The 24,714-nt window shown below is 67.3% G+C and carries 23 protein-coding genes, 1 tRNA gene and 1 pseudogene; 11 read left to right on the top strand and 14 right to left on the bottom strand.

Annotated features, from left to right (window positions below):
• The 4 genes from OS124_RS0115085 to OS124_RS0115070 all read right to left on the bottom strand — a co-directional run.
• A partial coding sequence (locus OS124_RS0115085; protein ID WP_010140586.1) for an ATP-binding cassette domain-containing protein occupies window positions 1-611 on the bottom strand: 611 nt, incomplete at its 3' end.
• On the bottom strand, window positions 608-1,438 hold the full coding sequence (locus OS124_RS0115080) for an ABC transporter permease (RefSeq protein ID WP_010140585.1): 831 nt from the start codon (window positions 1,436-1,438) through the stop codon (window positions 608-610). The genes OS124_RS0115080 and OS124_RS0115085, both read right to left, overlap by 4 nt.
• Before the next feature lie 11 nt (window positions 1,439-1,449).
• Entirely contained in the window at window positions 1,450-2,427 is a 978-nt protein-coding gene (locus tag OS124_RS0115075; protein ID WP_010140584.1) for an ABC transporter permease, read from the bottom strand.
• Window positions 2,427-4,022: an ABC transporter substrate-binding protein gene (locus OS124_RS0115070; protein ID WP_010140583.1), complete on the bottom strand. Its 1,596-nt coding sequence runs from the start codon at window positions 4,020-4,022 to the stop codon at window positions 2,427-2,429. Before OS124_RS0115070 ends, OS124_RS0115075 begins: the two co-directional genes overlap by 1 nt.
• Before the next feature lie 277 nt (window positions 4,023-4,299).
• Between OS124_RS0115070 and OS124_RS26150 the strand changes: the two genes are divergently transcribed.
• On the top strand, window positions 4,300-4,983 hold the full coding sequence (locus tag OS124_RS26150; protein WP_010140582.1) for a GntR family transcriptional regulator: 684 nt from the start codon (window positions 4,300-4,302) through the stop codon (window positions 4,981-4,983).
• Window positions 4,984-5,090: 107 nt separating this feature from the next.
• Here the strand turns inward: OS124_RS26150 and OS124_RS0115060 are convergent.
• The 4 genes from OS124_RS0115060 to OS124_RS0115045 form a co-directional block, all read right to left on the bottom strand.
• Window positions 5,091-5,166: transfer RNA gene (locus tag OS124_RS0115060), tRNA-Thr, on the bottom strand.
• 88 nt (window positions 5,167-5,254) lie between these two features.
• Entirely contained in the window at window positions 5,255-6,766 is a 1,512-nt protein-coding gene (locus OS124_RS0115055) for a heme biosynthesis protein HemY (protein ID WP_010140581.1), read from the bottom strand.
• 9 nt (window positions 6,767-6,775) lie between these two features.
• Window positions 6,776-8,041 (bottom strand): COG4223 family protein, encoded by a 1,266-nt coding sequence (locus OS124_RS24835; protein WP_010140580.1) that lies wholly within the window; start codon window positions 8,039-8,041, stop codon window positions 6,776-6,778.
• Window positions 8,042-8,090: 49 nt separating this feature from the next.
• Entirely contained in the window at window positions 8,091-8,804 is a 714-nt protein-coding gene (locus tag OS124_RS0115045) for a uroporphyrinogen-III synthase (RefSeq protein ID WP_010140579.1), read from the bottom strand.
• Window positions 8,805-8,886: 82 nt separating this feature from the next.
• Here OS124_RS0115045 and tsaD point away from each other — a divergent pair, with 82 nt between their 5' ends.
• From tsaD to OS124_RS24830, 5 genes are all read left to right on the top strand, one after another.
• Window positions 8,887-9,978 carry a tRNA (adenosine(37)-N6)-threonylcarbamoyltransferase complex transferase subunit TsaD gene (tsaD, locus tag OS124_RS0115040; RefSeq protein ID WP_010140578.1) on the top strand — a complete coding sequence of 364 codons (1,092 nt, stop codon included), beginning with the start codon at window positions 8,887-8,889 and terminating at the stop codon, window positions 9,976-9,978.
• Window positions 9,975-10,937 (top strand): NAD(P)H-dependent glycerol-3-phosphate dehydrogenase, encoded by a 963-nt coding sequence (locus OS124_RS0115035; protein WP_010140576.1) that lies wholly within the window; start codon window positions 9,975-9,977, stop codon window positions 10,935-10,937. The genes tsaD and OS124_RS0115035 overlap by 4 nt, the downstream gene beginning before the upstream one ends.
• The gene (locus OS124_RS0115030; protein WP_010140575.1) at window positions 10,934-11,209 is read left to right on the top strand and encodes a YciI family protein; all 276 of its coding nucleotides are present in this window, start codon (window positions 10,934-10,936) and stop codon (window positions 11,207-11,209) included. The genes OS124_RS0115035 and OS124_RS0115030 overlap by 4 nt, the downstream gene beginning before the upstream one ends.
• Window positions 11,209-11,631, top strand: a complete 423-nt coding sequence (locus tag OS124_RS0115025; protein WP_010140574.1) for an EVE domain-containing protein — start codon at window positions 11,209-11,211, stop codon at window positions 11,629-11,631. The genes OS124_RS0115030 and OS124_RS0115025 overlap by 1 nt, the downstream gene beginning before the upstream one ends.
• Window positions 11,632-11,931: 300 nt before the next feature.
• A complete protein-coding gene (locus OS124_RS24830; protein ID WP_010140573.1) occupies window positions 11,932-12,234 on the top strand; it encodes a DUF1761 family protein in 303 nt (100 codons plus the stop codon).
• Window positions 12,235-12,610: 376 nt separating this feature from the next.
• On the opposite strand, the gene OS124_RS0115015 is transcribed toward OS124_RS24830, so the two are convergent.
• On the bottom strand, window positions 12,611-12,952 hold the full coding sequence (locus tag OS124_RS0115015; protein WP_010140572.1) for a DUF2853 family protein: 342 nt from the start codon (window positions 12,950-12,952) through the stop codon (window positions 12,611-12,613).
• 265 nt (window positions 12,953-13,217) lie between these two features.
• On the opposite strand from OS124_RS0115015, the gene OS124_RS0115010 reads away from it, so the two are divergent.
• Together OS124_RS0115010 and OS124_RS0115005 are read left to right on the top strand one after the other, a co-directional pair.
• Entirely contained in the window at window positions 13,218-13,655 is a 438-nt protein-coding gene (locus OS124_RS0115010; RefSeq protein WP_010140571.1) for a universal stress protein, read from the top strand.
• Window positions 13,656-13,667: 12 nt separating this feature from the next.
• Complete coding sequence (locus OS124_RS0115005) at window positions 13,668-15,203, top strand: alanine/glycine:cation symporter family protein (protein ID WP_010140570.1); 1,536 nt, start codon at window positions 13,668-13,670, stop codon at window positions 15,201-15,203.
• A 59-nt stretch (window positions 15,204-15,262) separates the two neighbouring features.
• Here the strand turns inward: OS124_RS0115005 and OS124_RS0115000 are convergent, their stop codons facing one another.
• A complete protein-coding gene (locus OS124_RS0115000) occupies window positions 15,263-15,601 on the bottom strand; it encodes a hypothetical protein (RefSeq protein WP_010140569.1) in 339 nt (112 codons plus the stop codon).
• A gap of 239 nt (window positions 15,602-15,840) precedes the next feature.
• Window positions 15,841-17,229: an adenosylhomocysteinase gene (gene ahcY / locus OS124_RS0114995; RefSeq protein WP_010140568.1), complete on the bottom strand. Its 1,389-nt coding sequence runs from the start codon at window positions 17,227-17,229 to the stop codon at window positions 15,841-15,843.
• A gap of 232 nt (window positions 17,230-17,461) precedes the next feature.
• Between ahcY and OS124_RS0114990 the strand changes: the two genes are divergently transcribed.
• Window positions 17,462-18,052, top strand: coding sequence for an HD domain-containing protein (locus OS124_RS0114990; RefSeq protein ID WP_010140567.1), 591 nt, complete (start codon window positions 17,462-17,464; stop codon window positions 18,050-18,052).
• Window positions 18,053-18,642: 590 nt separating this feature from the next.
• Here OS124_RS0114990 and OS124_RS0114985 read toward each other — a convergent pair.
• Window positions 18,643-18,867, bottom strand: a complete 225-nt coding sequence (locus OS124_RS0114985) for a hypothetical protein (protein WP_010140566.1) — start codon at window positions 18,865-18,867, stop codon at window positions 18,643-18,645.
• 62 nt (window positions 18,868-18,929) lie between these two features.
• Between OS124_RS0114985 and OS124_RS0114980 the strand changes: the two genes are divergently transcribed.
• The gene (locus OS124_RS0114980) at window positions 18,930-19,421 is read left to right on the top strand and encodes a GNAT family N-acetyltransferase (RefSeq protein WP_010140565.1); all 492 of its coding nucleotides are present in this window, start codon (window positions 18,930-18,932) and stop codon (window positions 19,419-19,421) included.
• A 71-nt stretch (window positions 19,422-19,492) separates the two neighbouring features.
• On the opposite strand, the pseudogene putA reads toward OS124_RS0114980, so the two are convergent.
• A pseudogene (gene putA, locus OS124_RS24825) lies at window positions 19,493-22,922 on the bottom strand (bifunctional proline dehydrogenase/L-glutamate gamma-semialdehyde dehydrogenase PutA).
• A gap of 112 nt (window positions 22,923-23,034) precedes the next feature.
• On the opposite strand from putA, the gene OS124_RS0114970 reads away from it, so the two are divergent.
• Window positions 23,035-23,502: an Lrp/AsnC family transcriptional regulator gene (locus tag OS124_RS0114970; RefSeq protein ID WP_010140564.1), complete on the top strand. Its 468-nt coding sequence runs from the start codon at window positions 23,035-23,037 to the stop codon at window positions 23,500-23,502.
• Between the two features lie 306 nt (window positions 23,503-23,808).
• Here the strand turns inward: OS124_RS0114970 and OS124_RS0114965 are convergent, their stop codons facing one another.
• The gene (locus OS124_RS0114965; RefSeq protein ID WP_010140563.1) at window positions 23,809-24,576 is read right to left on the bottom strand and encodes an IclR family transcriptional regulator domain-containing protein; all 768 of its coding nucleotides are present in this window, start codon (window positions 24,574-24,576) and stop codon (window positions 23,809-23,811) included.
• Window positions 24,577-24,714: the final 138 nt, after the last annotated feature.

Raw genomic sequence — 24,714 nt, 5'->3', positions numbered from 1 at the left:
GCCTGAAGCTTCTTGATCAGGTCGAGGATCTGGCGCTGCGTGGTCACGTCCAGCGCCGTGGTCGGCTCGTCCGCGATCAGCAGTTTCGGGTTGTTCGACAGGGCGATGGCGATCATCACCCGCTGCCGCTGGCCGCCCGAGAGCTGGAAGGGATAGGCCCGTGCCAGCGCCTTGGGGTCGGGCAGGCCGACCTGTTCGAACAGCTCCTGCACCCGTGCCTCGACCTCGCGCGCGGGCAGCGCCGGGTCGTGGGTCTGGATCGTCTCGGCCACCTGCCGGCCGACCTGGGCCAGCGGGTTCAACGCCGTCATCGGCTCCTGGAAGATCATCGCGATCTCGCCGCCGCGCAGGCTGCGCAGGCGCTTCTCGCTCATCTCCAGCACGTCCTCGCCCTGAAAGCGGATGGCACCGCCGGTCGGGCGCACCTTGGGGGGCAGCAGGCCAAGGATGGCATGGGCGGTCATAGACTTGCCCGAGCCGCTCTCGCCCACCAGGCAGAGGATCTCGTTGGGGTTGATGGTCAGGCTGACGCGGTCCACCGCATGGGCCCGGTCCGAGCTGTTCGGCAGGGCCAGCACCAGCTCTTCGATGTTCAGCAGGGCAGAGGTCATGCGCGCGAGATCCTCGGGTTCAGGGCATCGTTCAGCGCCTCGCCAACCAGGTTGATGGCGATGACGGTGGTCAGGATGGCCAGGCCGGGGAAGACGCTCATCCACCAGGCCTGGCGGATCACCGTGCGCCCGGCGCCGATCATGTAGCCCCAGCTCATGAAGTTGGGATCGCCAAGGCCCATGAAGGACAGGGCGGCCTCGATCAGGATGGCGGCGGCGACGGTCATCGCGCCCAGCACGATGATCGGGGAGACCGCGTTCGGCAGCACGTGGCGCACCACCACCGACAGCGTCGACTGGCCCTGGCAGCGCGCCGCCTGGACGAATTCACGGGTCGAGACGCTGCGCACCTGCGCCCGGGTCAGGCGGGCCAGAGGCGGCCAGCTGACCAGGCCGATGGCCAGGATGATGGTCCCGATCGAGGGGGTCAGGATCGCCACCAGCAGGATCGCCAGCACGAAGTTCGGGATGGTCTGGAAGATCTCGGTGAAGCGCACGATGGCACCGTCGACCATGCCGCCCGCGTAGCCGGCGATACAGCCCAGCGTCACGCCGATCAGCAGCGCCGTCAGGGTCGAGGCGATGCCGATGACGATCGAGACACGGGCGCCATGCACCACCCCCGCCGCGATGTCGCGGCCCAGGGTATCGGCGCCCATGAGCATGCCGTTCTCGCCGGGGCGGCTGAAGGGGATGCCGGACATTTCCCAGGGGGAGGCGGGATAGATCAGCGGCGCGAAGATCGCCATGGCCGCGACCAGCACCAGCAGGGTCAGGCCGACCGCCCCTGCCGGCCGTCGCAGGAAGGTCTTGAGGAATTGGGACATTTTCGAAGCTCCTATCGCGCGCCGATACGGGGATCGACCAGGCGGTGGATAAGATCCGTCAGAAGGTTGATGGCGATGACCAGGATCGACATGACCAGGAACAGGCCCAGCAGGACGGGATAGTCCCGCGCCGTGACCGAATCGAAGGTCAGCCGCCCCAGACCGGGCCAGGAGAAGACCGTCTCGACCACCACGGCGCCACCGATCAGCGCCCCGGCCTGAAGACCGGCGAAGGTGATCACCGGACCGGCCGCGTTGCGCAGCATGTGGCCGCGCAGGATGCGGCCCTCGGTCAGGCCCTTGGCGCGGGCGGTCTTGACGTGATCCTCGTGGGCGACCTCGATCAGCGAGGCGCGCATCAGGCGGGTGTAGACCGCCATGTAGATCGCCGCGAGGGTCAGCGCGGGCAGCACGAGGTGATGGGCGACATCCAGGGCATAGTGCCACGTACTGAAGCTGGCGGCGCGGATGTTGGCATAGCCGAAGGCGGGGAACCATTCGAGGTTGATCGAGAAGACCAGCACCAGCATCAGGCCCAGCCAGAATACCGGCGTGGCATAGAGGATCAGCGCCACGAGCGAGATCGCCAGGTCCTTCCAGCTGCCCTGGCGCAGACCGGCGAGGGCGCCGAAGAAGACGCCTCCGATCAGCGAGAGAAGGAAGGCCGAGATGGTCAGCAGCAGGGTCGGGCCGAGGCGCTCCAGGATCAGGGCGCTGACATCGGCGCGCTGGCGGATCGAATAGCCGAGATCGAGGGTGACGACCTTCTTCAGGTAGCTGGCGTATTGCACGTACCAGGGCTGGTCGAGGCCATAGTCGCGGCGGATCTGCTCGATGAACTGGGCATCGGTGGCGCCGGACTGGCCGGCGATGACAAGCGCCGGGTCACCGGGGGCCGAATGGACCAGCGCGAAGTTGATGGAGGCGATGACGAGGATCGCGAACGCGATCCCCGTCACCTTGCCAAGAATGGACTTCACGACGGTCATCAGGCGTAACGGGCCGTCGCGAAGTTGCCGTTGACGCCCGTGCCGGTGACGATCACGTCGGTCAGCCGGTTGTCGTAAAGCGTCGGGTACTGCTGTTCGGCCACCCAGAGAACCGGCAGCTCTGCCACCAGGATCTTCTGCACCTCCGAGTAGAGGCGCTGCCGCTCGGCGGGATCCAGCGCCACGGCGGCCTCGGCAAAGAGCCGGTCGACCTCGGGGTTCTCGTAGCCCTCGGTATTGGTGAACAGCACGCCCTGGCGGATGTTCGAGCTGATGTAGCTTCGTGCCACGCCAAGCGCCGGGTCCGCGTTCTGGTAGAGCAGGTTGTTGGTCATGTCGAAATCCCAGTTCGACACGGCCTGACCCCAGCCCGCCATGTCGGTCGAGACCAGCGTCACCTCGATGCCGCCGGCTGCCATGGCCTGGCGGAAGTACTCGGCCAGGCGGGTCCACATCTCGCCGGCGGGCACCACGAGGAAGCTGATCCGGGCGCGGATGCCGTCGGCGTCCGGGGCCAGCCCCATGTCGTCCAGCAGGGCCGCGGCCGCCTCGGCGTCCTTGGCATAGTCCGGCACGTCGCCTTCATAGAACGGCGTGGTCGAGCACAGCGGCCCGGTGGCCGCCTTGGCCTGGTTGAACATGATGCGCTCGACGATGAAGGACTTGTCCAGCAGGTGCATCATCGCCTTGCGGAAGCGCAGGTCGTTGAAGGGTTCACGGCGCAGGTTGGGTTCATACCAAAGCAGCGGCGAGAAGAACTCGTAGCCCTGGCTGGTCTTCGCCAGGTGCGGCAGCGAGGCAAGGCGGTCGACGTCGAACATCTCGACATCATTCCAGCTCGACAGCTGCGCCTCGCCGGATTCCAGCGCGACCGAGCGCGAGGCGGCGTCGGGAACGATGCGGAAGAAGATCTCGGTCAGGCCGGGCTGGCCGTCGACGTAGTAGTCGGGGTTCGCCACCAGGTGGATATGCGAGCCGCGCACCCATTCCTTGAACATGAACGGACCGGTGCCGATCGGGTGATCGTTGGCCGGGTTGTTGGCGTAGTCGGTGCCTTCGTAGATGTGCTTGGGGCTGATCGGGGCGGACCCGGCCTCGAAGGCCTTCAGGAAGGGTGCGAAGGGCTCTTTCAGCACGAACTGCACGGTATGCGCGTCCAGCGCGGTGATGCTCTCGCAGCGCTCGAAGTTGCCGCGGGCGCGGGGGTGCAGCTCCATCAGCATGACCTGGCAGGAGAAGACCACGTCATCAGCGGTGAAGGGGGTGCCGTCATGCCACCTGGCGGCCTGTTGCAGGTGGAAGGTGTAGGTCAGACCGTCGTCCGAGATCTCCCAGCTTTCGGCCAGCTGCGGAATCGGGTTCAGGTCGAAGTCGAAGTTCAGCAGGCCCTCGTAGATCTTCGAACCGGCCACGATGGTCGGCTGCTGCTGGTTCAGCGGCAGGACCAGCATCGGCGGTTCCGGGGTCAGCAGCGCGGTCAGCCCGCCGCCTTCGGTCTGGGCATAGGCCATGCCGTCGTGCCAGAGGTTCGGAACCCCCGAGGCGCCAGCCGCCAGCCCCGACAGCAGCAGGGTGTTGAAATCGCGTCTCTTCATTCTGTCGTCTCCATGTTGGTCGCCTGACGCCTTCTGCCGGGCCTCAGGACGGGTCATGCGGCCACCCGCACCGGGGATTTCCGGCCCCGGCCGGGTCGGCTTGCGATCGGGGGGCTCGTGAAGATCCGTGGGACAAGGAAGGTCTCTCCGCACATTTGCCGGGCCACCTGCCCGGGGTGAGGTGGAGCTTAGGAGTGAGTCATTTTACTGTCAACAGTTGACTGTCGAGCAAAATTCCTGCAGTTGATTGACGCGCAAAAGGATATGGGCTCAAGTGATGCGGACCATGACTTCCATCGAGAAAATACAACTGTCGTCCGTCAGGCTGTCGGAGAGCATCGGCGAAGAGCTGATGCACCTGATTGCCGCGGGCGTGCTGAAGCCGGGCCAGCGCCTCAACGAGGTGCACCTGGCCAACAGCTTCGGTGTCAGTCGCGGCCCGGTGCGCGAGGCGGCACGAGAGCTCGAGGGCCAGGGCGTGCTGATCAGCAAGCCGCGCCAGGGGTTCTACGTAACCAACTACACGCCCAAGGAAATCAGCGATCTCTATGATGCCAAGCAGTGGCTGGACCAGGCCATGGTGCAGGACTTCCGCACCCATGGGGATACGGCCCTGTTCAAGGAAATCCTGGGCGATATCGACAGTATCGACACTGCCGGAAAGCTTGAGTTCGCCAACAGCCTGCTGGCCTTCCGCACCCGGATGACCACGCGGCTCAGCAATCGTTTCCTGGCCGGGCAGATCCTGTCGCTTTACCGGCATCTCTATATCGTCTCGGCCCTGCTGCACACCGATCACACGGAACGGCGGATGGAGCAGATCATCGGGACGCTGCGCAAATTCTGGGCAGCCATGGTTGCCGGAACCTTCGACGAGGCGCTGAAGGTGCTGCGTGACGATACAGAGTACTGGCGCCAGGACGTCGCCCCGCGCTTCGAAGAGGCCACCGCCGCCGGCTAGGCCCGCACCGCATCACGAGGTCCCTCCGCAAAGGCCCCTGCCGCTCTCCGGTACGGGGCCTTTCGCTTGCGCGGGTGTGGTCTGTCGGTGAGGAGGTTTCGGGAAGGTGGTGCCGCTGAAGGGACTCGAACCCCCGACCCCATCATTACGAATGACGTGCTCTACCAGCTGAGCTACAGCGGCGACCTTCCGGCGAGGGGGCCTTTCGGGCTCCTCGTGGGCCGGGGCTATAGCACCCCGGCGCCACTTGGAAAAGCGCTAATTCGACGCCTCAGCCGTTGCGGCCGCGGCTCTCTTCCAGGCTGTCCTCGGGGGGCAGCACCTCGGCCTCGGTGATCTCGACCGGCGCGGCCTCCTGCGGTTCCGGCGGCGTGGTGGCCACCGGCAGGTCCGCGACACCCTCGTCCACCCGGCCGACGATCAGCGGCAGCATGTGCTGGGACATCGGGGTCTGGTAGTCGCCCGCCGGGGCATCGCGCCAGGCAAGCGTGTCGAAGGCCTGGCAATGTTCGCAGACCGGCACCCATTCGGCGTGGATATGGTGGCAGTTCTCGCAGGTCCACTGGGGCCCTCGGGGCGCGGCGACCGCACGGGTCAGCCAGCCCTTCACAACCGCATCCGAGGCGCCTTCTCCGCGCTCGATCGCCGCCATGATGGTCAGCGCACGGGCATCGGGCTTTTCGGTCGCCAGGTCACCGAGGGCACGCCGCGCCGCCGGGAAGTCCTCGGCGGCGATCAGCAGCTCGGCCAGCAGCAGCCGGGTCTCGCGGTGCTCAGGGTGGATGCGGGTCAGCAGCTTGAAGCGCTTCAGCCGCTCGGCGGCGCTCTCGTCCGGCTCGAGCGCGGCGAAGGCGGCGGCCAGGTCGGGATGCGGAGAGGCCTCCCAGGCCTTCTTCAGCACCCGGGTCGCATACTTCGGCTTGCCCTGCTCGGCATAGGCGCGGGCGGCGAAACAGGCGGCGGGGATCAGGTCGGGCGACAGGCGGTTGGCCTCGATCGCGGCCTCGCGCATCTCGATCGAGCTGTCCTCGGCGATCACCGTCTTCGCCTCGCTCAGCGCCAGCACCGCATCGCGGCGCTTGTGCACGTCGCGCGGCAGGGCCCCATGGCGCAGCTTGGCCTTCAGGGTGCCCCGGGCGCCCTTCCAGTCGGCCGATGCGGCCTGCAGCTTCAGCAGGGTGTCCTGCACCTCGACATGCTGCGGCTTCAGCGCGAAGGCCTTCTCGGCCAGCTTCATCGCCTTTTCGGTATCACCGTCGGCCAGCTTCTGCTTCATCAGGCCGCGCACGCCGACAAAGCGGGTGCGCTCGTCGGTGACCAGCTTCTTGTAGGCCTCCTCGGCGCGGCGCCGGTCGCCCGCCACCTCGGCAGCCTGGGCGATGACCAGGGTCGTCAGGTCGGCACGGTCGAGGTATTTCTCGGCCTTCTGGGCCTTGGACATCGCCAGCCGCCCCTCGCCCGAGGCCAGGGCCATCAGGCTGTCACCAAGCGCGTTGAAGCCCTTGCGTTCGCGGTTGCGGTCGAAATAGCGGCTCAGCGCGGTCTCGTCGCCGTTGATGAAGCGCAGCAGGGCAATCAGCAGCCCGGCCAGCTTCATCAGCAGCCAGATCGCCAGCACCAGCAGCAGCAGGCCGATGACGGCGCGGATCGGGGTCAGGTTGAACTCGGTCGCGCCGAGGGCGATGCGCACGCCGCCTTCCAGTTCCAGCAGGTAGGAGGCACCGAAGGTGGCGGCCCCCACGAGGGCGACGAAGACGAGGATCTTTACAAGTGACCAGAGCATGTCGGTTCCTTACTTCGTCTGCGCCGAGAGCGCCTCGGCGGCGTCCAGCGTTTCGGCACGGGTCCGGGCGAGGGCCAGCCAGTCATCCATCGCCACCAGGGCCGGTTCCGGCAGACCGTCCAGTTCGACCAGCACCTGCGCCAGGTCGCCGTCGTTCAGGCCGGCCTCGGCCCGCGACAGGATCGCATCGGGGTCATCGCCCTCTTTCGGCGTAAGAGAGCGGGCGCCCAGCTGGTTCTTCAGGAAATCCCCGAAAGAGCCGCCAAGGCTGCCGTCGCGGGTCGCGGCCAAGGCATCACGGGCGGCGTCCGGGAAATCGTTGCGCAGCCTGGCCAGGGTCGGGATCCCGGCGGCGGCACGCTCTTCCAGCGTCGCGGGGATGTCCAGCCCCAGTTCCGACAGGGTCTTCAGCGGCGCCTCGAAGGACGAGCCATCCGACAGCGAACCGTTCAACCGCACCAGCGCGGCGCGCACCTGGGTGTCGCGGGCGGTGGCGGCGGCATCGGCGCGCAGCGACTGGCTGTCGGCCACCATCTGCTCGATCTCGGCGCGCTGGTCCTGCATCGCCTGCTGCAACCCGGCAAGTTCCTGTTCATAGGCGGCAATCGCCTCGTCCGAGACGCTTTCCGCCAGCGGCTGCTTCTCAAGCTCATCAACGCGCGCGGAAAGCGCAGAGAGGGTTTCAGACATATCGGAGAGGCGCCCGTCCAGCGCCTCGACCGTGCCCTGAAGCGTCGACAGGCTGCCGCCCAGATCGTCGAGAGAGGACAGGTCGGGACCGGCCTCAAGCTGTGCCGCAAGATCGTCGAGCCGCGCGGCCTGCTCGGCCTGCGCCTGTTCCAGCGCGGTGCCGTCGACGGGCGGGAAGGCGATCATCGCGGCCCCGAACCCAAGCCCGGCAGCGACAACGCCGCCCAGCACCGCAGGCAGGAAGGTGTTGCGGCGCGGCGCCTCGGGCTGCGACGCAGGTGCAGGCGGATCCTGCGGCAGCGCATCGTCCCCGGCGGCCATCGGGCTTTCCTCGTCCGGGTCGGCCAGCTCTTCCTCGATCAGCACCTCGGTCGGGGCGTCCCCGGCCGGATCATGCACCGGTGCGACCAGTGCGGGCGCTTCCTCTCTGGGGTCGTGCTCGGGTGCCGTCAGACTGGACGCCTCACGCGGATCATGCTCGGGCAGCCTCCCCGCATCCGTTTCCACGGCCTCGCTCGGGGTCGCATCGGGGGCGGCCTCTGGCTGGATGGGCTTTGCGGTCTCGTCGTCCCTGGTCTCTGCCAATGATCAAACCCTTCGATTCTTGCCAAATAGCGCGGCTGTCGTCTTCAACTTAGTCCTCGCCTCCCTCTGCCTCAAGCTGATGCGCCGCGGCGATAAGTCCAGAGATCAGCTTCAGCATGGATTCGCCATCCGGCTGGGCGGCATGGGAGCGGCGGAAGGTTTCCAAATGCTTGACGGGGGCCAGGGCGGCGGCGCTGATCGCACCGATCAGCAGCGGAGCGGTGCCCTGGCGCGCCTCGGCGAAGCGCCGTGCGGCACCGGGGGAGTAGAGCGGTACGACGACCGGCATCGCCCCCAGCAGCGCGGCGCGCGCCTCTTCGGACAGCGGCAACGGCACCTGCGCATAGCCCTCGACGGCCCCGATCCTCAGCCCCCCGGCGGCCAGCCGCGCCACCAGCTCACCGCGATGCTGCGCGCCGCGGACATGCACCAGTGGCCCCTCGGGACGCCGCTCAAGCAGAAGGGCGATCAGCGCCTCGGCATCGCCTCCGGCCGAAATCGCCTGCATGCCGGCCGCTTCGGCCAGCGCGGCGGTGGCATCACCGACGCACCATGCCTGCAGCGACTGCCCGCCGGCGCGCAGGTAGGCCCGCACCCCGTTGCGCGAGGTGAAGACGGGCACGCCGTCAGGCCGGGGGATGTCGTGAAAGCGGATGCCCTGCAGCGGAGAGACGACCAGCCGCACCCCCGGATGCAGCGCCGCCAGCTCTGCGGCAAGGGCGCTGGCCTCGGGCTCGGGGCGGGTGATCAGGATCTGGGGCATGGGACGCTCCGGCCGGCCGTGCCATTGTTTGCGCGGCCTCCCGGTGTTACCTGCGGCAGGACAACATTTCAATGAGGCGGCCATGGGCGCACCCCTCACCCTTCTGGGTATCGAGAGCAGCTGCGACGACACCGGCGCCGCCGTGGTCCGCGGCCTGCCCGGAACGGCAGAGGTGCTGTCCTCGCAGGTCGAGGGCCAGGCCGAACTGCACGCCGCCTTCGGGGGCGTCGTCCCCGAGATCGCCGCCCGCGCCCATGCCGAGCGCCTCGACCAGGTGGTCGCCCGCGCGCTGGACAGGGCCGAGGTCACGCTGGCGCAGATCGACGCCATCGCCGTCACCGCCGGGCCGGGACTGATCGGCGGGGTGCTGTCGGGCGTCATGTGCGCCAAGGGGCTGGCGGCGGCCACCGGCAAGCCGCTGATCGGGGTCAATCACCTTGCGGGCCACGCGCTGACCCCCCGGCTGACCGACGGCGTGGCCTTCCCCTACCTGATGCTGCTGGTCTCTGGCGGGCACTGCCAGTTCCTGCTGGTGCATGGGCCTGAACAGTTCACCCGCCTCGGCGGCACCATCGACGATGCCCCGGGCGAGGCCTTCGACAAGACCGCCCGCCTGCTGGCCCTGCCCCAGCCCGGCGGCCCCGCCGTGGAAACCTGCGCCCGCGACGGCGATGCGAAACGCTTCCGCTTCCCGCGCCCGCTGCTGGACCGGCCCGGCTGCGACATGTCCTTTTCCGGCCTCAAGACCGCCCTGCTGCGCGAACGCGACGCCCTGATGCAGGACAACAGCCTGCGCGCCACCGACCGCGCCGACCTCTGCGCCGGGTTCCAGCAGGCGGTGGTCGACGTTCTGCGCGAAAAGACCGCCCGCGCCCTGCAGCTCTACCTGGCCGAGGCCCCTTCCCGTCCGGTGCTGGCCGTCGCCGGCGGGGTCGCCGCCAACACGCCGATCCGCAGCGCCCTGACCGCCCTCTGCGCCGAGCATGGCGTGACCTTCACCGCCCCGCCGCTGGCGCTCTGCACCGACAATGGCGCGATGATCGCCTATGCGGGGCTGGAACGCTTCGCCGCCGGACAGCGGGACGATATGACCCTGGCCGCCCGCCCGCGCTGGCCACTGGACAAACGCGCCCCCGCCCTGCTGGGCTCGGGCAAGAAGGGGGCCAAGGCATGATCTCGGTGATCGGAGCAGGTGCCTTCGGCACCGCGCTGGCCAATTCCTTCGCGGCGACCAGCCCGGTCTGGCTCTGGGGGCGCAATGCGCAGAGCATGGCGCAGATGCAGGCCGAGCGCCACTGCCCGCGCCTGCCCGGCGTGACGCTTGACCCCGCCCTCTCCTGCTCTGGCGACATCACCGCCCTGCCTGCCGAGGGCCCGGTGCTGCTGGCCGTGCCCATGCAGACCCTGCGCGAGGTCACGACCCGTTTCGCCGGGGCCCTCGCCAAACGAACCCTCGTGCTCTGCTGCAAGGGGATCGAGCTGTCGACCGGCCTGCGCCCCTCCGAGGTACTGGCCCAGACCCTGCCCGGGGCCACCGTCGCCCTGCTGACGGGCCCCAGCTTTGCCGCCGATATCGCCCGCGGCCTGCCGACGGCGCTGACCCTGGCCTGCGCCGACCGTGCCGAGGCCGAGGCGCTGCAGGCGCAGCTGATCGCGCCGCACCTGCGGCTCTACCGGACCTCGGATGTCACCGGGGCGGAACTGGGCGGCGCACTGAAGAACGTCATGGCCATCGCCTGTGGCGCCGCCATCGGCGCCGGGCTGGGCGACAGCGCCCGCGCCGCGCTGATGACCCGGGGCTATGCCGAGATGTCGCGCATGGCCGCCGCCCTTGGTGCCCGCCCCGAAACGCTTGCCGGCCTGTCGGGCTTCGGCGACCTGGCGCTGACCTGCACCTCGGAGGGCTCGCGCAACTACCGCCTGGGCCTGGCCATCGGGCGCGGAGAGGTCTTCGATCCGGCCGTCACCGTCGAGGGCGCTGCCACCGCGCGGGCCACCGATGCCCTGGCCCGGTCGCGCGGCTGGGACCTGCCCATCACCGCCGTCGTGACAGGACTTGTGGATGCCCGCCTGGATGTGAAAACTGCCATGGCGCAACTTCTTGCCCGCCCCCTGAAGGAGGAAACCCCGTGACATTCATCCTGATCGCCCATGACAAGCCCGGCGCTCTCGAGATCCGCAAGGCCAACCGCGACGCCCACCTGGCCTACCTGAAAGAGACCAACGCCGGCACCTTCGGTGGCCCGATGCTGGACGGCGACGGCAACATGTGCGGCTCGATGCTGATCCTCGACCTGCCCGACATGGCCGCCGCCGAGGCCTGGGCCGCCGGCGATCCATACGCCAAGGCCGGTCTCTTCGCCTCGGTCGAGATCAAGGGCTTCAAGCAGGTGGTGGGGCTCTGATGCGCTACTGGCTGTTCAAGTCCGAACCCGCCACCTGGGGCTGGGATGCCCAGGTCGCCAGGGGGGACGCGGGCGAGGAATGGGACGGCGTGCGCAACTACCAGGCGCGCAACTTCATGCGAGAGATGGCCCTGGGCGACCGGGGCTTCTTCTACCACTCGGTGAACGAGAAGCAGGTGGTCGGCATCGTCGAGGTCACCGCCGAGGCCCACCCGGACAGCAAGACCGACGACCCCCGCTGGGAATGCGTGGACATCAAGGCCGTGCGCCCCTTCACCACGCCGGTCACCCTCGACCAGATCAAGGCCGACCCCCAGCTGTCGGACATGGTGCTGGTGAAGAACTCCCGCCTCTCCGTGCAGCCGGTGACCGAGGCCGAATGGCGCCGCGTCTGCGCCCTGGGTGATACCGAGGCCGACTGACCCGTTCATCACCAGGCTGAAAGGACTTCTGGGGGACTCTCCGCTGGAAACGAGCGGAGCGCCTCCCACCCCGCCATTTGCATTTGCGGTGAATCTACAAGGCAGCGAAAAGGCTAAGCCCCACCGGGTCGCCCGGCGGGAACGCCGCAAACTTCGGCCGGACCGGCCCCGTCGCCCGGTCGCTGTCCGGCGGCAAGTGCGCCCGCGCGTCCCCTGGCCCCTGGACCGTGGCCCCGCGAAACCGCTCGGAGATTTCCGCGCCCTGAGGCACTCTTCCCTAGGGTCAACCAGGGAAACATCATGGTCGTTCTCCCTGTCATCCTTGCCGCCGTCGCAGATTTCGCCGCCGGCATCGCCTGGTACATGAGCCATTCCAGCCCCTGGACCAAGGCGGCAGGCATCGCCTGCGTCGAGACCGGCAAGCCGGTGAATGCCGGTCCTATGCCTCTCGTGATCGGCGTCGTCACCATGCTGCTGGTCGCCGGCATGATGCGTCACATGCTGGCAATGGCGGGGAAAAGCCCGCTGGTCGGCCGGGGAGTCGGCGTTTTCTTCATCACGCCCTGGATGGCCATGAACAACGCCTGTGCGCAACGCCTCTGAAGTTGGGCCTGCCGGTCGCTGGCAAAGCGGGACTGGGCTGCAGCGCGATCGGCCCGGTGCTGGGCCTCTTCCAAGGGAGCCGGGTGACATCTGCCCCGCCCCTGCCCGTGCATCCGACCGGCGCCGGGCCCGCAGTCACCCGAACCGCGATACGCGGGAAACCGCGCCGAAATCGCGACCGAACTGCACCCGGATCTGAACGTAAAAACGGAGGGCAGGCACAGGCCGAACCCTCCGTTACCCCACGTGCTCCCTACGCACCACACGTGATCTCTGAGAAAGGTCCGGGCCATCCTGGCCTTGAACAAGGGTGTACCAGCTTTCGCCGCCCAGGCCAAATTCCGAATGGCTCAAATGCCACCTTTCCCGGGCTGCGTCAGGCGTAGACGCCGGCCTTTCCGAAATGGGTCACCAGCAGGTAATAGAGGACGACGCGGTACTTCTGCCGCTCGGACTTGCCGTAGGTCTCGATCGCCTTGGCAATGGCCGCATCCAGCTCCGGCCCGTCCGCCAGGCCCAGCTTCTTGACCAGGAAATTGGCCTTGACCGTCTCAAGCTCGGCCGGCTGGCTGGCGGCGACGGTAGAGGCATCGGCATTGTAGATCGCCGGACCACAGCCGATGGTGACCTTGGTCAGCAGGTCCATATCCGGCTCGACGCCGCATTTTTCCTTCAGATCGGCGGCATATTTGGCGATCAGATCATCTCTCTTACCCATGAAACACTCCCTTTGACTCAATTGGGCGCCGTATCGACGCCCGGAAAGCGTAACCCCATTTCCGCAAAGCGGGTGATCTAATTGCCGCGAAGGGAGATTTGCGCCGGAATTGACTGAAAGCCGGATCCGCATTGTAAAAATTGAATGACATTCGCTCCGGCCTTGGTCAGGCTGATGCTCAGCGGCATCAGACTGCGCAAAGAGGCCCCGCAGCTTCGCTATCACTGCTTTCGCCAATGACGGGGCCGGAACAGGGAGAAGAAGAATGTCACAGGAACTCTTCGTCGTGGCCTACGAGGGCGATGACGACTCCGGCAGCCTGCTGGACTACGCAATCGCGCGGGCAACAAAGGAAGGGGCGGCGCTGCATATCGTGCATGTGCTGGAATGGTCGCCCTATTCCTTCCTCACCCCCCAGGAAGTGGAAGAGCGCCACGCTCGCCGCAAGGAAGAGCTGGCCCGTGCCAAGAGCGCCATCATCGACCCCGCGGTCGAGAAGGCCTCGGCCGCCGGTGTGACCGCCACGGGCGAGATGCGCTACGGCCAGGTGGTGGAATTGATCGCCGAGATCGCCCGGACGAAATCCGCCGCGATGATCTTCGTCGGCCGCTCCGGCAGCAATTCCGTCGCCGCACGGGTCTTCGGCTCGGTCCCGCTGGGGCTGGCGCAGATTGCCCCCGTCCCCACCGTCATCGTACCCTGAGGAGAGCGTGACATGAAACCCATTGCAAGACCCCTCGCCCTCGCCACAGGGCTGCTCTGCCCCGCCGCCGCACAGGCCTCGGTGGATGAGACCATCAACTCCGTCGTGGGCGCCGTCACCGGGCCCTTCGTCAGCTTCATCTTCTCGCCGATCCCGGGCACCAGTTTTCCCTGGATCGTGCTCTGGCTTGTGGTCGCGGCGACGATCTTCACCATCTACTTCGGGCTGATCCAGTTCCGCGCCTTCCCGCATGCCATCGCGCTGGTCTCGGGCAAGTACTCCGACCCGGATGACGCGGGCGAGGTCAGCCACTTCCAGGCGCTGGCCACGGCGCTGTCGGGCACGGTGGGCCTGGGCAATATCGCCGGTGTGGCAGTGGCCGTCTCGATCGGCGGCCCGGGCGCGACCTTCTGGATGATCCTTGCCGGCCTGTTGGGCATGGCGTCGAAATTCACGGAATGCACCCTGGGGGTGAAGTACCGCAACGAATATGCCGATGGTACGGTCTCGGGCGGTCCGATGTACTACCTGTCCAAGGGCATGACCGGAGGCAAGGCGACGCTGGGCAAGGTGCTGGCGGTGCTGTTCTCGATCTTCTGCGTGCTCGGCGCGTTCGGTGGCGGCAACATGTTCCAGGCCAACCAGGCCCATGCGCAGCTCACCAATATCGTCGGCGACTATCCCGGCTGGATCACCGGCGTGATCTTCGCGGCCATCGTCTTCTCGGTGATCGTGGGCGGCCTGAAGTCCATCGCCCAGGTGACCGAGAAGGTCGTGCCTTTCATGGGCGTCATCTACGTCGGTGCTGCCCTGATCATCCTGCTGATGAACTTCGACAAGATCGGCTGGGCCTTTGGCCAGATCTTCGCCGGAGCCTTCACCGGGCTGGGCGTCGCGGGCGGTCTCGTCGGCGCCCTGATCCAGGGCTTCAAGCGCGCCGCCTTCTCGAACGAGGCCGGCGTCGGCTCTGCCGCCATCGCCCATTCGGCGGTGCGCACCAAGGAGCCGATCACCGAGGGCTTCGTGTCGCTGCTTGAACCGCTGATCGACACCGTGGTGATCTGCACCATGACCGCCCTGGTGATCATCATCACCGGCGTGCTGATCCAGGACCCCGAAACCGGACTTTACGTCTGGTCCGAAGCCTCGGGCCGGATCGAGACCCTGGGCGATGCATCGGGCGTTGCGCTGACCTCGGCGGCCTTCGGAGCCAACATCTCGTGGTTCCCTTACCTCCTGGCCATCGCGGTGATCCTCTTCGCCTTCTCGACGATGATCTCCTGGAGCTACTACGGGTTGAAAGCCTGGACCTACCTCTTCGGGGAAGGCAAGTCGCAGGAGCTGTCCTTCAAGATCATCTTCTGCCTCTTCGTCATCATCGGCGCGGCCATGAGCCTGGGTCCGGTGATCGACTTCTCAGACGCGGCGATCTTCGCCATGGCGCTGGTGAACATCGTCGGCCTCTACTTCCTGATGCCGGTGGTGAAGGCCGAGCTGAACTCCTACTGGTCGCGTCTGAAGTCGGGCGAAATCAAGAAGTTCGGCTGAGATTTCCAGCCGGCGCAGGACGACCTTAGGGGCCCCGCATCGCCGGGGCCCCTCGCGGTTCAGGGAGAGGTGATGCCCGGGATCTTCAGCCCCGAGGTGCTGCCCTTGGGCGGCATGCGGCCCGGGGTGATCTGCGGGCGAAGGGCATCCTGCAGGCGCAGCCTGAGCAAGCGCCGCTGCCGGTCCAGATCGGCCAGTTCCGCCGCATCTCCGCTGCGCAGGGCCTCGGCCCGCTCGCGCTCGATCCGCAGCCGCTCCTGCTGGTAGGCACTGCCGTAGCCAAGGGCAGACCCCTGGCTTGCCCCCTGGCCCGAGGCATCGCCCGACAGCTCTTCGGCCGCCGCCGGCGAGACCAGCAGCAGAAGGCAGAGCAGGGCAGGGCGCAGGGCATGTTTCATCCCCCTGACGTGGTGCGCGACGGCGCCCGTTCAAGCTCTCCGGCCGCGCCGGGCGGCGGAATGCCCATCACCAGGCTGAAAATACTCCGGGGGGTGCGGGGGCTGGCCCCCGTAACGCCATGCGGGCCACAGGCGCCCCGGTCCTGTCCCGCGCGCCCACCACCACTGCCCCCGTCTCACCCGGCCAAAGAAGAAGGCGCGGGGAAATCCCCGCGCCTACACCCTGGTTACCGATCCGCTCAGTAGCGGTAATGGTCCGGCTTGAAGGGACCCTCCGGCGCGACGCCGATATAGGCGGCCTGCTCGGGGGTCAGCTTGGTCAGCTTGGCGCCGACCTTGGCCAGGTGCAGGGCCGCGACCTTCTCATCGAGGTGCTTGGGCAGGATGTAGACCTCGTTGCCGTACTGGTCGCCCTTGGTGAACAGCTCGATCTGCGCCAGCACCTGGTTGGTGAACGAGGCCGACATCACGAAGCTGGGGTGGCCGGTGGCATTGCCGAGGTTCAGCAGGCGGCCTTCGGACAGCAGGATGATGCGGTTGCCCGAGGGCATCTCGATCATGTCCACCTGTTCCTTGATGTTGGTCCACTTGTGGTTCTTCAGCGCGGCGACCTGGATCTCGTTGTCGAAGTGGCCGATGTTGCCGAGGATCGCCATGTCCTTCATCTCGCGCATGTGCTCGATGCGGACGATATCCTTGTTGCCGGTGGTGGTGATGACGATATCGACATCGGCGATCACATCTTCCAGCAGCACCACCTCGAAGCCGTCCATGGCCGCCTGCAGGGCGCAGATCGGATCGGCCTCGGTCACCTTCACGCGGGCGCCGGCCCCGGCCAGCGAGGCGGCAGAGCCCTTGCCCACGTCACCGTAGCCGCAGACCACGGCGACCTTGCCAGCCATCATCACGTCGGTGGCGCGGCGGATGCCGTCGACCAGCGATTCCTTGCAGCCGTACTTGTTGTCGAACTTCGACTTGGTGACGCTGTCGTTGACGTTGATCGCCGGGAAGGGCAGCTGGCCCTGCTTGTGCAGCTCGTAAAGGCGATGCACGCCGGTGGTGGTTTCCTCGGAAACGCCGACGATCTGGTCGCGCACCTTGGTGAACCAACCGGGGCTTGCCGCCATGCGCTTGGCGATCTGCGCCTTGATCACGGCCTCTTCCTCGGAGGTCGGGACGGGGATGATATCCTCGCCCGCCTCCGCCCGGGCGCCGAGCAGGACATAGAGCGTCGCATCGCCGCCATCATCCAGGATCATGTTCGGCCCGTCCTCGAACTGGAACGAGCGGTCGAGGTAATCCCAGTGCTCTTCCAGGCTCTGGCCCTTGATGGCGAAGACCGGCGTGCCCCCGGCAGCGATCGCTGCGGCGGCGTGGTCCTGGGTCGAGAAGATGTTGCACGAGGCCCAGCGGACATCGGCGCCCAGCGCCACCAGCGTCTCGATCAGGCAGGCGGTCTGGATCGTCATGTGGAGCGAGCCGACGATGCGCGCGCCCTTCAGCGGCTTCGTCTCGCCGAATTCCGCGCGGCAGGCCATCAGGCCCGGCATCTCGGTCTCGGCGATATCCAGCTCCTTGCGGCCATAGTCGGCCAGGGCAATGTCCTTGACGATGTAGTCCTGGGTCATCCGTTCCGCTCCTTGCAGCTTGCCCCGGATCTTTTGGGCATAAAAGTTGTGACGTGCTTAACAGCGCTGCGGGAAAGGGACAATGGCGGCGCCTGTATGCCTTTTATGACAAAGGTTCGGCCCCTCCGGCGACCCGGGCCCGAGGGTTCACCGCCGAGCCCGCCTCCGCCCATCCGCGGCAGGTTTACAGCCCCGGCGGGGCGGCCTAGGTGAAGGGCGAAAGGAATCTCCGATGAAACAACCGCGCGCCTGGCAACGCATGCTTTCCGGCCGCAGGCTTGACCTGCTGGACCCGACGCCGATGGATATCGAGGTCGAGGACATCGCCCACGGGCTGGCCTTCGTGGCGCGCTGGAACGGCCAGACGCGCGGCGACTACGCCTATTCCGTGGCCGAGCACTCGCTGCTGGTCGAGGCGCTGTTCCGCCGCATGTGGGTCACCGCCAAGCCGGCCGAGCTGCTGACCGCCCTGCTGCATGACGCGCCGGAATACGTGATCGGCGACATGATCAGCCCCGTGAAGGCCGCCGTCGGCCCCGACTACGGACAGCTGGACGACCGCCTGACCTCGGCCATCCACATCCGGTTCGGCCTGCCTGCCAAGACACCGGTACGGCTGAAGCAGCGGATCAAGAAGGCCGACAAGGTCTCGGCCTGGATGGAGGCGACGCAGATCGCCGGATTCTCGGAAGCCGAGGCGACGCGCTTCTTCGGCCGCCCCGATCCGGCGCTGATCGAGGGGTTGGACATCGTCCTGCGCCCCCCCGTCGAGACCCGCAACGAGTTCACCGCCCGCCATGCGGAACTGCTGAAGCAAGTTTGAGGCGCGGAAGGTCTAGGATCCAAACGCCTTCCAGAACGCATCAAGGTCCCCTGGCGCCAACCTTGTTGCGGTCGCTTCGGCCTGTTCTTTCGCTACGCGGAGTACCCGCTTGTCTTCTCCAACACCCAACTCATAGACAACTCCTTGTGCCATCCGTACCCAGAAGGGGACATCAATTCTCCTAGCGAACCGGTCCACATTCAAATTAGCTGGAGTGCTGTCGTGGCGCGCGAATTCAAATAGGTGTTCAGCGAGAACCGAAATCACTACCCAGTCACATAGCATCTGCGCCCTCGATCGAGCGAACGCTTCGGATTGCCAGTCTTCTTGGCTAACAATGTAGAGACCGTCTTCGGACCTACTTAGCGAGGTTTGAAGTCGCAAGATAAGGATCTTGAGCCAAGACCGAGCTGGCCCGTCTGCAACTCGAATGCAGTCCTGCAAACTCTTCGTGATTTCCGGAAGTCTATGTACTGTAGATGACCGAGAGTCGGTGTTTGGGATCTTCTGGGCCACCAAGTCCTTCGCAAAGCCGCGAGCGATGTCTATTATCTCCACTAAGGTAAGCGGCAACGCCGCCCGCGCAGCCTCTAGATCCTGCCGCCGCACCTGCTCCATCTGGTACCGGGCGACCAGCAGGGCACCAACGCCGCAAAGATCGTCACAGGTATCGCACTGATCGTCGCCACCGCGCCCCAGTACTCGGGCGTCGACAGGCTGAAACCGGCCAGGATCATCACCGCCCCCGCCGAGGCGACGAACAGGCCGAAGGCCACGCCGTACCAGAATTCCACCGTTCTGAACTGGACGCCCATGCGCTTTGCCTCCACCTTCGCCGCCGATGGCCCATGAACGCCACCCCGAGAGGAGAAGACAAGTGACCACTCTCCACATCCGCCGGGCCGGGCGGCTCGACTGCACCCAGATGGCCGAGCTGCTGAACGAGGTCATCTCCATTGGCGGCACCACCGCCATGACGCGGCCCGTCACCGGTGCGGAGCTGGCCGAGTGGCTGCAGGCGGACCCCCGCGCGATCTGGCACGTCGCCGAGGACGAGAACGGCGGGATCCTCGGCTTCCAGTACGTCGAACCGCATGGCGATCTGGGCCCCGAGGTGGCGCAGATTGCCACCTTTGCGCGGGTCGGGCGCACCGGGCTGGGGATCGGCTCGCAACTGTTTCTGGCAACGAAAGAGGCCGCGCGGGCAGGGGGCTATGCCTGGATCAATGCCGAGATCCGCGCCGACAATGCCTCGGGACTGACCTACTACCAGTCGCGCGGCTTCGAGGACTGGGGCCGGATCGAGGGCAAGGTGATGGCCGACGGATCGGTCTTCGACAAGGTGCTGAAGCGCTACGACCTGGGCTAGGGCCCCGCAGCGGCGCGACGGCGCTGCGGGGCATGGTTCGGGGTCGGTTGCGGGCCCTTCGGCGGGGCGGCCTACTCGGCGTCACCGGCCAGCAGCGCGGCATTGCCGCCTGCCGCGGTGGTGTCGACGCAGAGATGCCGTTCGTGCAGGGCATGGCCACGGTCGGGCAGGCCGGTGACCAGCGGCAGGATCGCGCCCTCGCGCGCCGCCAGCGCCTGCGCATAGGCGCGGGCCTGATCCGGTGCCCCCCACCACATCGCCCCCGAGATCCCCGAAAGGCTTTCCAGCACACTGGCCTCGGGAACACCCCCGGCCGCCAGGGCCTGCCCGCCAAGCGCCTCGACGGCAGCGACCTGGGCGGCCTCGGCCTCAGGTCCCGGCCCCATGCAGAGCAGGGGCGCGCGCTGGTAGGCGGCAAGGCGGTTCAGCTCTCCGGTCGGGCCGGGCATCAGCTGCTCGCTGACCAGCGCACCCTCGGAGACGCCCGCCAGCTTCTGCGCCAGCCGGTCGGCACTGACCGGACCGTCGATCTCGCCCGCCATCGGCGCCGGCGCGGCGCGGAAGCGGTCGAGGTAGTTCGGCCCGCCCGCCTTCGGCCCGGTGCCCGACAGCCCCTCGCCGCCGAAGGGCTGAGACCCGACGATGGCGCCGATCTGGTTGCGGTTGACGTAGAGGTTGCCGGCGTGGATCGCCTCGGTCACCTCCTGCACGCGGGTGTCGATGCGGGTGTGCAGCCCGAAGGTCAGCCCGAAGCCGGTGGCATTGATCGCCGCGATCACCTTGCCCAGATCACGCCCCTTGAAGGTGGCGACATGCAGCACCGGGCCGAAGATCTCGCGCTCCATTTCCTCGATGCCGCCGACCTGCAGCAGGGTGGGGGCGACGAAGGTGCCGCCCTCGGGCACCGGCAGCTCGTGCAGCAGGCGCCCGGCGGCGCGCGCCCCGGCGACATAGTCGGCAATGCCGCTGCGCGCCTCTTCGTCGATCACCGGGCCGACGTCGGTCGACAGCTGCCAGGGATCGCCCACGCGCAGCTCGTCCATGGCGCCCTTGATCATCTCGATCATCTGCGGCGCGATATCCTCTTGCAAGTAGAGGCAGCGCAGGGCCGAGCACCGCTGCCCCGCCGACTGGAAGGACGAGGCGATGATATCGCGTACCGCCTGCTCGGGCAGGGCGGTGCTGTCGACGATCATCGCGTTCAGCCCGCCGGTCTCGGCCACCAGCGGGGCGTCGGGGGTCATCGCCCCGGCCATGGCCCGGCGGATGATCTTCGCCGTCTCGGTCGAGCCGGTGAAGGCGACGCCCTGCACCCGGTCCGAGGCGGTCAGCAGCGCACCGACCCGGCCATCGCCGGGCAGGCAGCTGCAGCGCGGGGGCCGGCACCCCGGCCTCGTGCAGCAGGCGCACGGCAATGGCGGCGGTCAGGCAGGTCTGTTCGGCCGGCTTGGCCAGCACGCCGTTGCCCGCCGCCAGCGCGGCCGAGACCTGGCCGGTGAAGATCGCCAGCGGGAAGTTCCACGGGCTGATCGCGGTGAAGATGCCACGCGGGGCATCCTCGCGCCGGGCGCCCTCGTTGGCATAGTAGCGCAGGAAGTCGACGGCCTCGCGCAGCTCGCCCACGCAGTCGTTCAGCGTCTTGCCTGCCTCGCGCGCCAGGGCAGCGAAGAAGAGACCGAAGTTGGCTTCATAGAGATCGGCGGCGCGTTTCAGCACCACGGCGCGCTGGTCCGGGCTGGCGTCCCAGGGCGCGGCGGCGGCGATGGCCCCGGCGACACAGGCCTCGTCGGCCTCTCTCACCTGCGCCACGACGGAGCCATCGGCAGGGTTCACCACATCCCGCGCGGTGCCCGACACGACCCCCGCCACCAGCGGACCGGCATCGGGGATCTGCACGTCGCGCACGGCGTAGATCCCGGCCAGCACCTCTTCGTCGGTCAGATCGAACCCGCGCGAATTGCGCCGCCCCTCGCCGAACAGCGCGCGCGGATGCTCAAGCCCCTGCGGCGCCTTCGCACCGGCCAGCGCGTCGAAGGGATCCAGGGCGATTTCCTCGGGCGTCACGTCCTCGTCGACGATCTGGTTGACGAAAGAGCTGTTGGCCCCGTTTTCCAGCAGGCGACGCACCAGGTAGGCCAGCAGGTCCTTGTGGGCGCCGACGGGAGCATAGATGCGGCAGCGACCGTTGCCCTGCCTGATCACGATGTCATGCAGCCGCTCGCCCATGCCGTGCAGGCGCTGGAATTCGTACTCGATCCCCTCGGCCATCTCGAGGACGGCGGCGACGGTATGGGCGTTGTGGGTGGCGAACTGCGGATAGATCCGGTCGGCATAGCCGATCAGCTTCCTGGCGTTGGCGATATAAGAGACATCGGTGGCCACCTTCGAGGTGAACAGCGGAAAGTCCTCCAGCCCCTCGACCTGGGCCAGCTTCATCTCGGTATCCCAGTAGGCGCCCTTGACCAGCCGCACCATGAGGCGGCGGTCGTATTTCCGGGCGGTCCGGTAGAGCCAGTCGATGACGGCCCCGGCGCGCTTGCCATAGGCCTGCACGACAACGCCGAAGCCTTCCCAGCCGGCCAGCTCGGGATCCTTCAGCACGGCTTCGATCACCTTCAGTGACAGGACCAGCCGGTCCTGCTCCTCGGCATCGATGTTCAGCCCCATGCCGGCGGCGCGCGCCTTGCGGGCGAGGCCCGAGACCACGGGCACCAGCTCCTCCATCACGCGGTCTTCCTGCGCGACCTCGTAGCGGGGATGCAGGGCCGAGAGCTTGATCGAGATGCCAGGGTTGTCCTTCACCGCCGCATGGGTGCAGCCATGGGCGATGGCAGCAATGGCATCGGCATAGTCGCGGGCATAGCGGGCGGCATCGCCGGCGGTCATCGCGGCTTCGCCCAGCATGTCGTAGCTGTAGGTATAGCCCTGGGATTCCCGGGCCTTCGCCCGCTCCATGGCCTTCTGGATGGTCTCGCCGAGGACGAACTGGCGGCCCATCTCCTTCATCGCGCGACCGACGGCGGTACGGATCACCGGCTCGCCCAGGCGCTTGACGGCGCCGCGCAGGGTGGCGGCCATGCGGGGCCCTTCGTCGTCCAGGACCTTGCCGGTCAGCATCAGCGCCCAGGTCGAGGCATTGACCAGCGGAGACGAGGCGCGCCCCACGTGCGACGACCAGTCCGAGGGGGCAATCTTGTCCTCGATCAGCGCGTCGATGGTCAGCTTGTCCGGCACCCGCAGCATGGCCTCGGCCAGGCACATCAGCGCCACGCCCTCACGAGTGGAAAGACCGTATTCAGCCAGGAAATGCTCCATCAGTGTCGGCCGCTGGCTGCTGCGGATCTCGCGCACCAGTTCGGCAGCGCGGTGCGAGATCATCGCCCGCGCCTGATCGCTCAACCCGGCATTCCGCACCAGCGAGGCGGTCAGCGCGGCCTCGTCGGCATGTTTGGCAGCCCCTTCCAAGGTGGCGAAAAGGCGGTCTGTCGATTGGTCCTGCATCCGGGTCTCCCTTCGGGCTTTTGCCGGTTCTATCAGGTTGCCTCTGGCCGATCCGACCAAAGAGATGAGATACTGCAGGCGTTCAGACTTTTATCAGCAGGATATGCAGCCAATGAGCACGGAAACCCTCGACCCTACCGACCGCAAGATCCTGGCCGCCCTGACCGACAACGCCCGCCTGCCGGTGACCGAACTGGCGCGCCGGGTCGGCCTGTCCAAAACCCCCGTCGCCGCCCGGCTGAAAGCGCTGGAGGACGGCGGAGTGATCACCGGCTACCGGGCCAGCCTATCGCCGATCAAGTTGGGCCTCACCCATGTCAGCTTCGTCGAGGTGCGCCTGTCGGACACCCGCCAGAAGGCACTGGAAGAGTTCAACGCGGCGGTGCGCCGGGTCTCGGAGATAGAGGAATGCTACATGATCGCGGGGGGATTCGACTACCTGCTGAAGGTCCGCTCGCGCGACATGATCCACTACCGGCAGATCATGGCCGACGTGATCTCGGCCCTGCCGCACATGGCCTCGACCTCGACCTATGTGGCGATGGAAGCGGTGGTGGAGGCCTCGGCGCTGACGCTGTGAAGGGCTCCGTCGCCCAAAGGCGACACGTAGAGGAGGAAGAGGGGGCTCTGCCCCCATCTCCTGCGGAGAGTCCCCCGGAGTATTTTCAGCCTGGTGATGTTGCGGGACGATGCCCCCTGCTTGACCTACTTTCCCATTGAGGGCGTGGTACGCTCCTGGCCGGGAAGGAGGCCGCCCCCCTGTCACTGCCCCACTGCATCATCACCAGGCTGAAAATACTTCGGGGGTGAGGGCGCCGCAGGCGGCCGAGGGGGCAACGCCCCCTCCCGTCTCTTCGTGTGGCCTTCCGGATACGGCGAAGAGCCTTTACCGAAGGACCCGCTTCAGCTCGGCCTGGAGATGTTCGAGGGCCGGCAAGTAGCGGGCGGGGATCTCGTCCAGCGGGGTGTCGCGGACGGGCAGGCCGAGGTTGAGGGCCGCGACGGTGCGACCATGGGCATCGAAGACCGGAACCGCGATGGAACGGAGGCCCATCTCGACCTCCTGGTCGATGACCTCGTAACCCTGCGCGCGGACCTCGGCGAGGCGCGCCATCAGCGCCTCAGGATCGGTCAGCGTCAGCGGTGTGCGCGCCTCGAGCACCATTGCCGACAGCCGGGCGCGGGCCTCGGGCTCGGGCTCGGGCAGGGCGGCCAGCAGGACGCGGCCCATCGAGGTACAGTAGGCCGGCAGCCGCGAACCGGGCATCAGCGCGATGGACATCACCTTGCGCTGTGCGGCGCGGGCGACGTAGACGACCTCCCCCTCGTCTAGCACCGACACCGAGGAGCTTTCCCCCAGCTGCTCGGAGAGCTGATCGAGCCAGGGCTGGACCATCTGCGCCAGCGGCAGGGTGGCAAGGCAGGCGGTGCCGAGGCGCAGCACCCGGGGCGTGAGGGTGAAGTACTTGCCGTCATGGGCCGCGTAGCCCAGCTCTGTCAGGGTCAGCAGGCAGCGCCGCGCGGTGGCCCGGTCGAGGCCCGCATGGTCGGCCACCTCGCTGATCGACTGGCGCGGATGGTCTGCCGAGAAACCCTCGATCACCCGCAGCCCCTTGGCCAGACCCGAGATCATGTCACGCTGATTGAGGCTCATGCCGTCCTGCCTTCCGTCATGCCGGGCAGCTCCCCCCGGCGATTTGTGCGATATCCGTACAAAGATAGGATATCGCACAAACCACATGGACGTCGACCCCGGAGCAGACGTAAGACTCCGGCCAGCAAAGGAGGATCC

The sequence above is a fragment of the Oceanicola sp. S124 genome (assembly GCF_000220565.1).
Classification (GTDB): domain Bacteria; phylum Pseudomonadota; class Alphaproteobacteria; order Rhodobacterales; family Rhodobacteraceae; genus Pseudooceanicola.
The sequence above is the reverse complement of the archived record's forward strand: the minus strand, read 5'-3'. Positions and strand labels throughout refer to the sequence as shown.

Coding starts and splice junctions, on each gene's coding strand:
- OS124_RS0115080 (WP_010140585.1), bottom strand. CDS start 1,438: ATGTCCCAATTCCTCAAGACCTTCCTGCGACGGCCGGCAGGGGCGGTC.
- OS124_RS0115075 (WP_010140584.1), bottom strand. CDS start 2,427: ATGACCGTCGTGAAGTCCATTCTTGGCAAGGTGACGGGGATCGCGTTC.
- OS124_RS0115070 (WP_010140583.1), bottom strand. CDS start 4,022: ATGAAGAGACGCGATTTCAACACCCTGCTGCTGTCGGGGCTGGCGGCT.
- OS124_RS26150 (WP_010140582.1), top strand. CDS start 4,300: ATGCGGACCATGACTTCCATCGAGAAAATACAACTGTCGTCCGTCAGG.
- OS124_RS0115055 (WP_010140581.1), bottom strand. CDS start 6,766: ATGCTCTGGTCACTTGTAAAGATCCTCGTCTTCGTCGCCCTCGTGGGG.
- OS124_RS0115045 (WP_010140579.1), bottom strand. CDS start 8,804: ATGCCCCAGATCCTGATCACCCGCCCCGAGCCCGAGGCCAGCGCCCTT.
- tsaD (WP_010140578.1), top strand. CDS start 8,887: ATGGGCGCACCCCTCACCCTTCTGGGTATCGAGAGCAGCTGCGACGAC.
- OS124_RS0115035 (WP_010140576.1), top strand. CDS start 9,975: ATGATCTCGGTGATCGGAGCAGGTGCCTTCGGCACCGCGCTGGCCAAT.
- OS124_RS0115025 (WP_010140574.1), top strand. CDS start 11,209: ATGCGCTACTGGCTGTTCAAGTCCGAACCCGCCACCTGGGGCTGGGAT.
- OS124_RS24830 (WP_010140573.1), top strand. CDS start 11,932: ATGGTCGTTCTCCCTGTCATCCTTGCCGCCGTCGCAGATTTCGCCGCC.
- OS124_RS0115015 (WP_010140572.1), bottom strand. CDS start 12,952: ATGGGTAAGAGAGATGATCTGATCGCCAAATATGCCGCCGATCTGAAG.
- OS124_RS0115010 (WP_010140571.1), top strand. CDS start 13,218: ATGTCACAGGAACTCTTCGTCGTGGCCTACGAGGGCGATGACGACTCC.
- OS124_RS0115005 (WP_010140570.1), top strand. CDS start 13,668: ATGAAACCCATTGCAAGACCCCTCGCCCTCGCCACAGGGCTGCTCTGC.
- OS124_RS0115000 (WP_010140569.1), bottom strand. CDS start 15,601: ATGAAACATGCCCTGCGCCCTGCCCTGCTCTGCCTTCTGCTGCTGGTC.
- ahcY (WP_010140568.1), bottom strand. CDS start 17,229: ATGACCCAGGACTACATCGTCAAGGACATTGCCCTGGCCGACTATGGC.
- OS124_RS0114990 (WP_010140567.1), top strand. CDS start 17,462: ATGAAACAACCGCGCGCCTGGCAACGCATGCTTTCCGGCCGCAGGCTT.
- OS124_RS0114985 (WP_010140566.1), bottom strand. CDS start 18,867: ATGGGCGTCCAGTTCAGAACGGTGGAATTCTGGTACGGCGTGGCCTTC.
- OS124_RS0114970 (WP_010140564.1), top strand. CDS start 23,035: ATGAGCACGGAAACCCTCGACCCTACCGACCGCAAGATCCTGGCCGCC.
- OS124_RS0114965 (WP_010140563.1), bottom strand. CDS start 24,576: ATGAGCCTCAATCAGCGTGACATGATCTCGGGTCTGGCCAAGGGGCTG.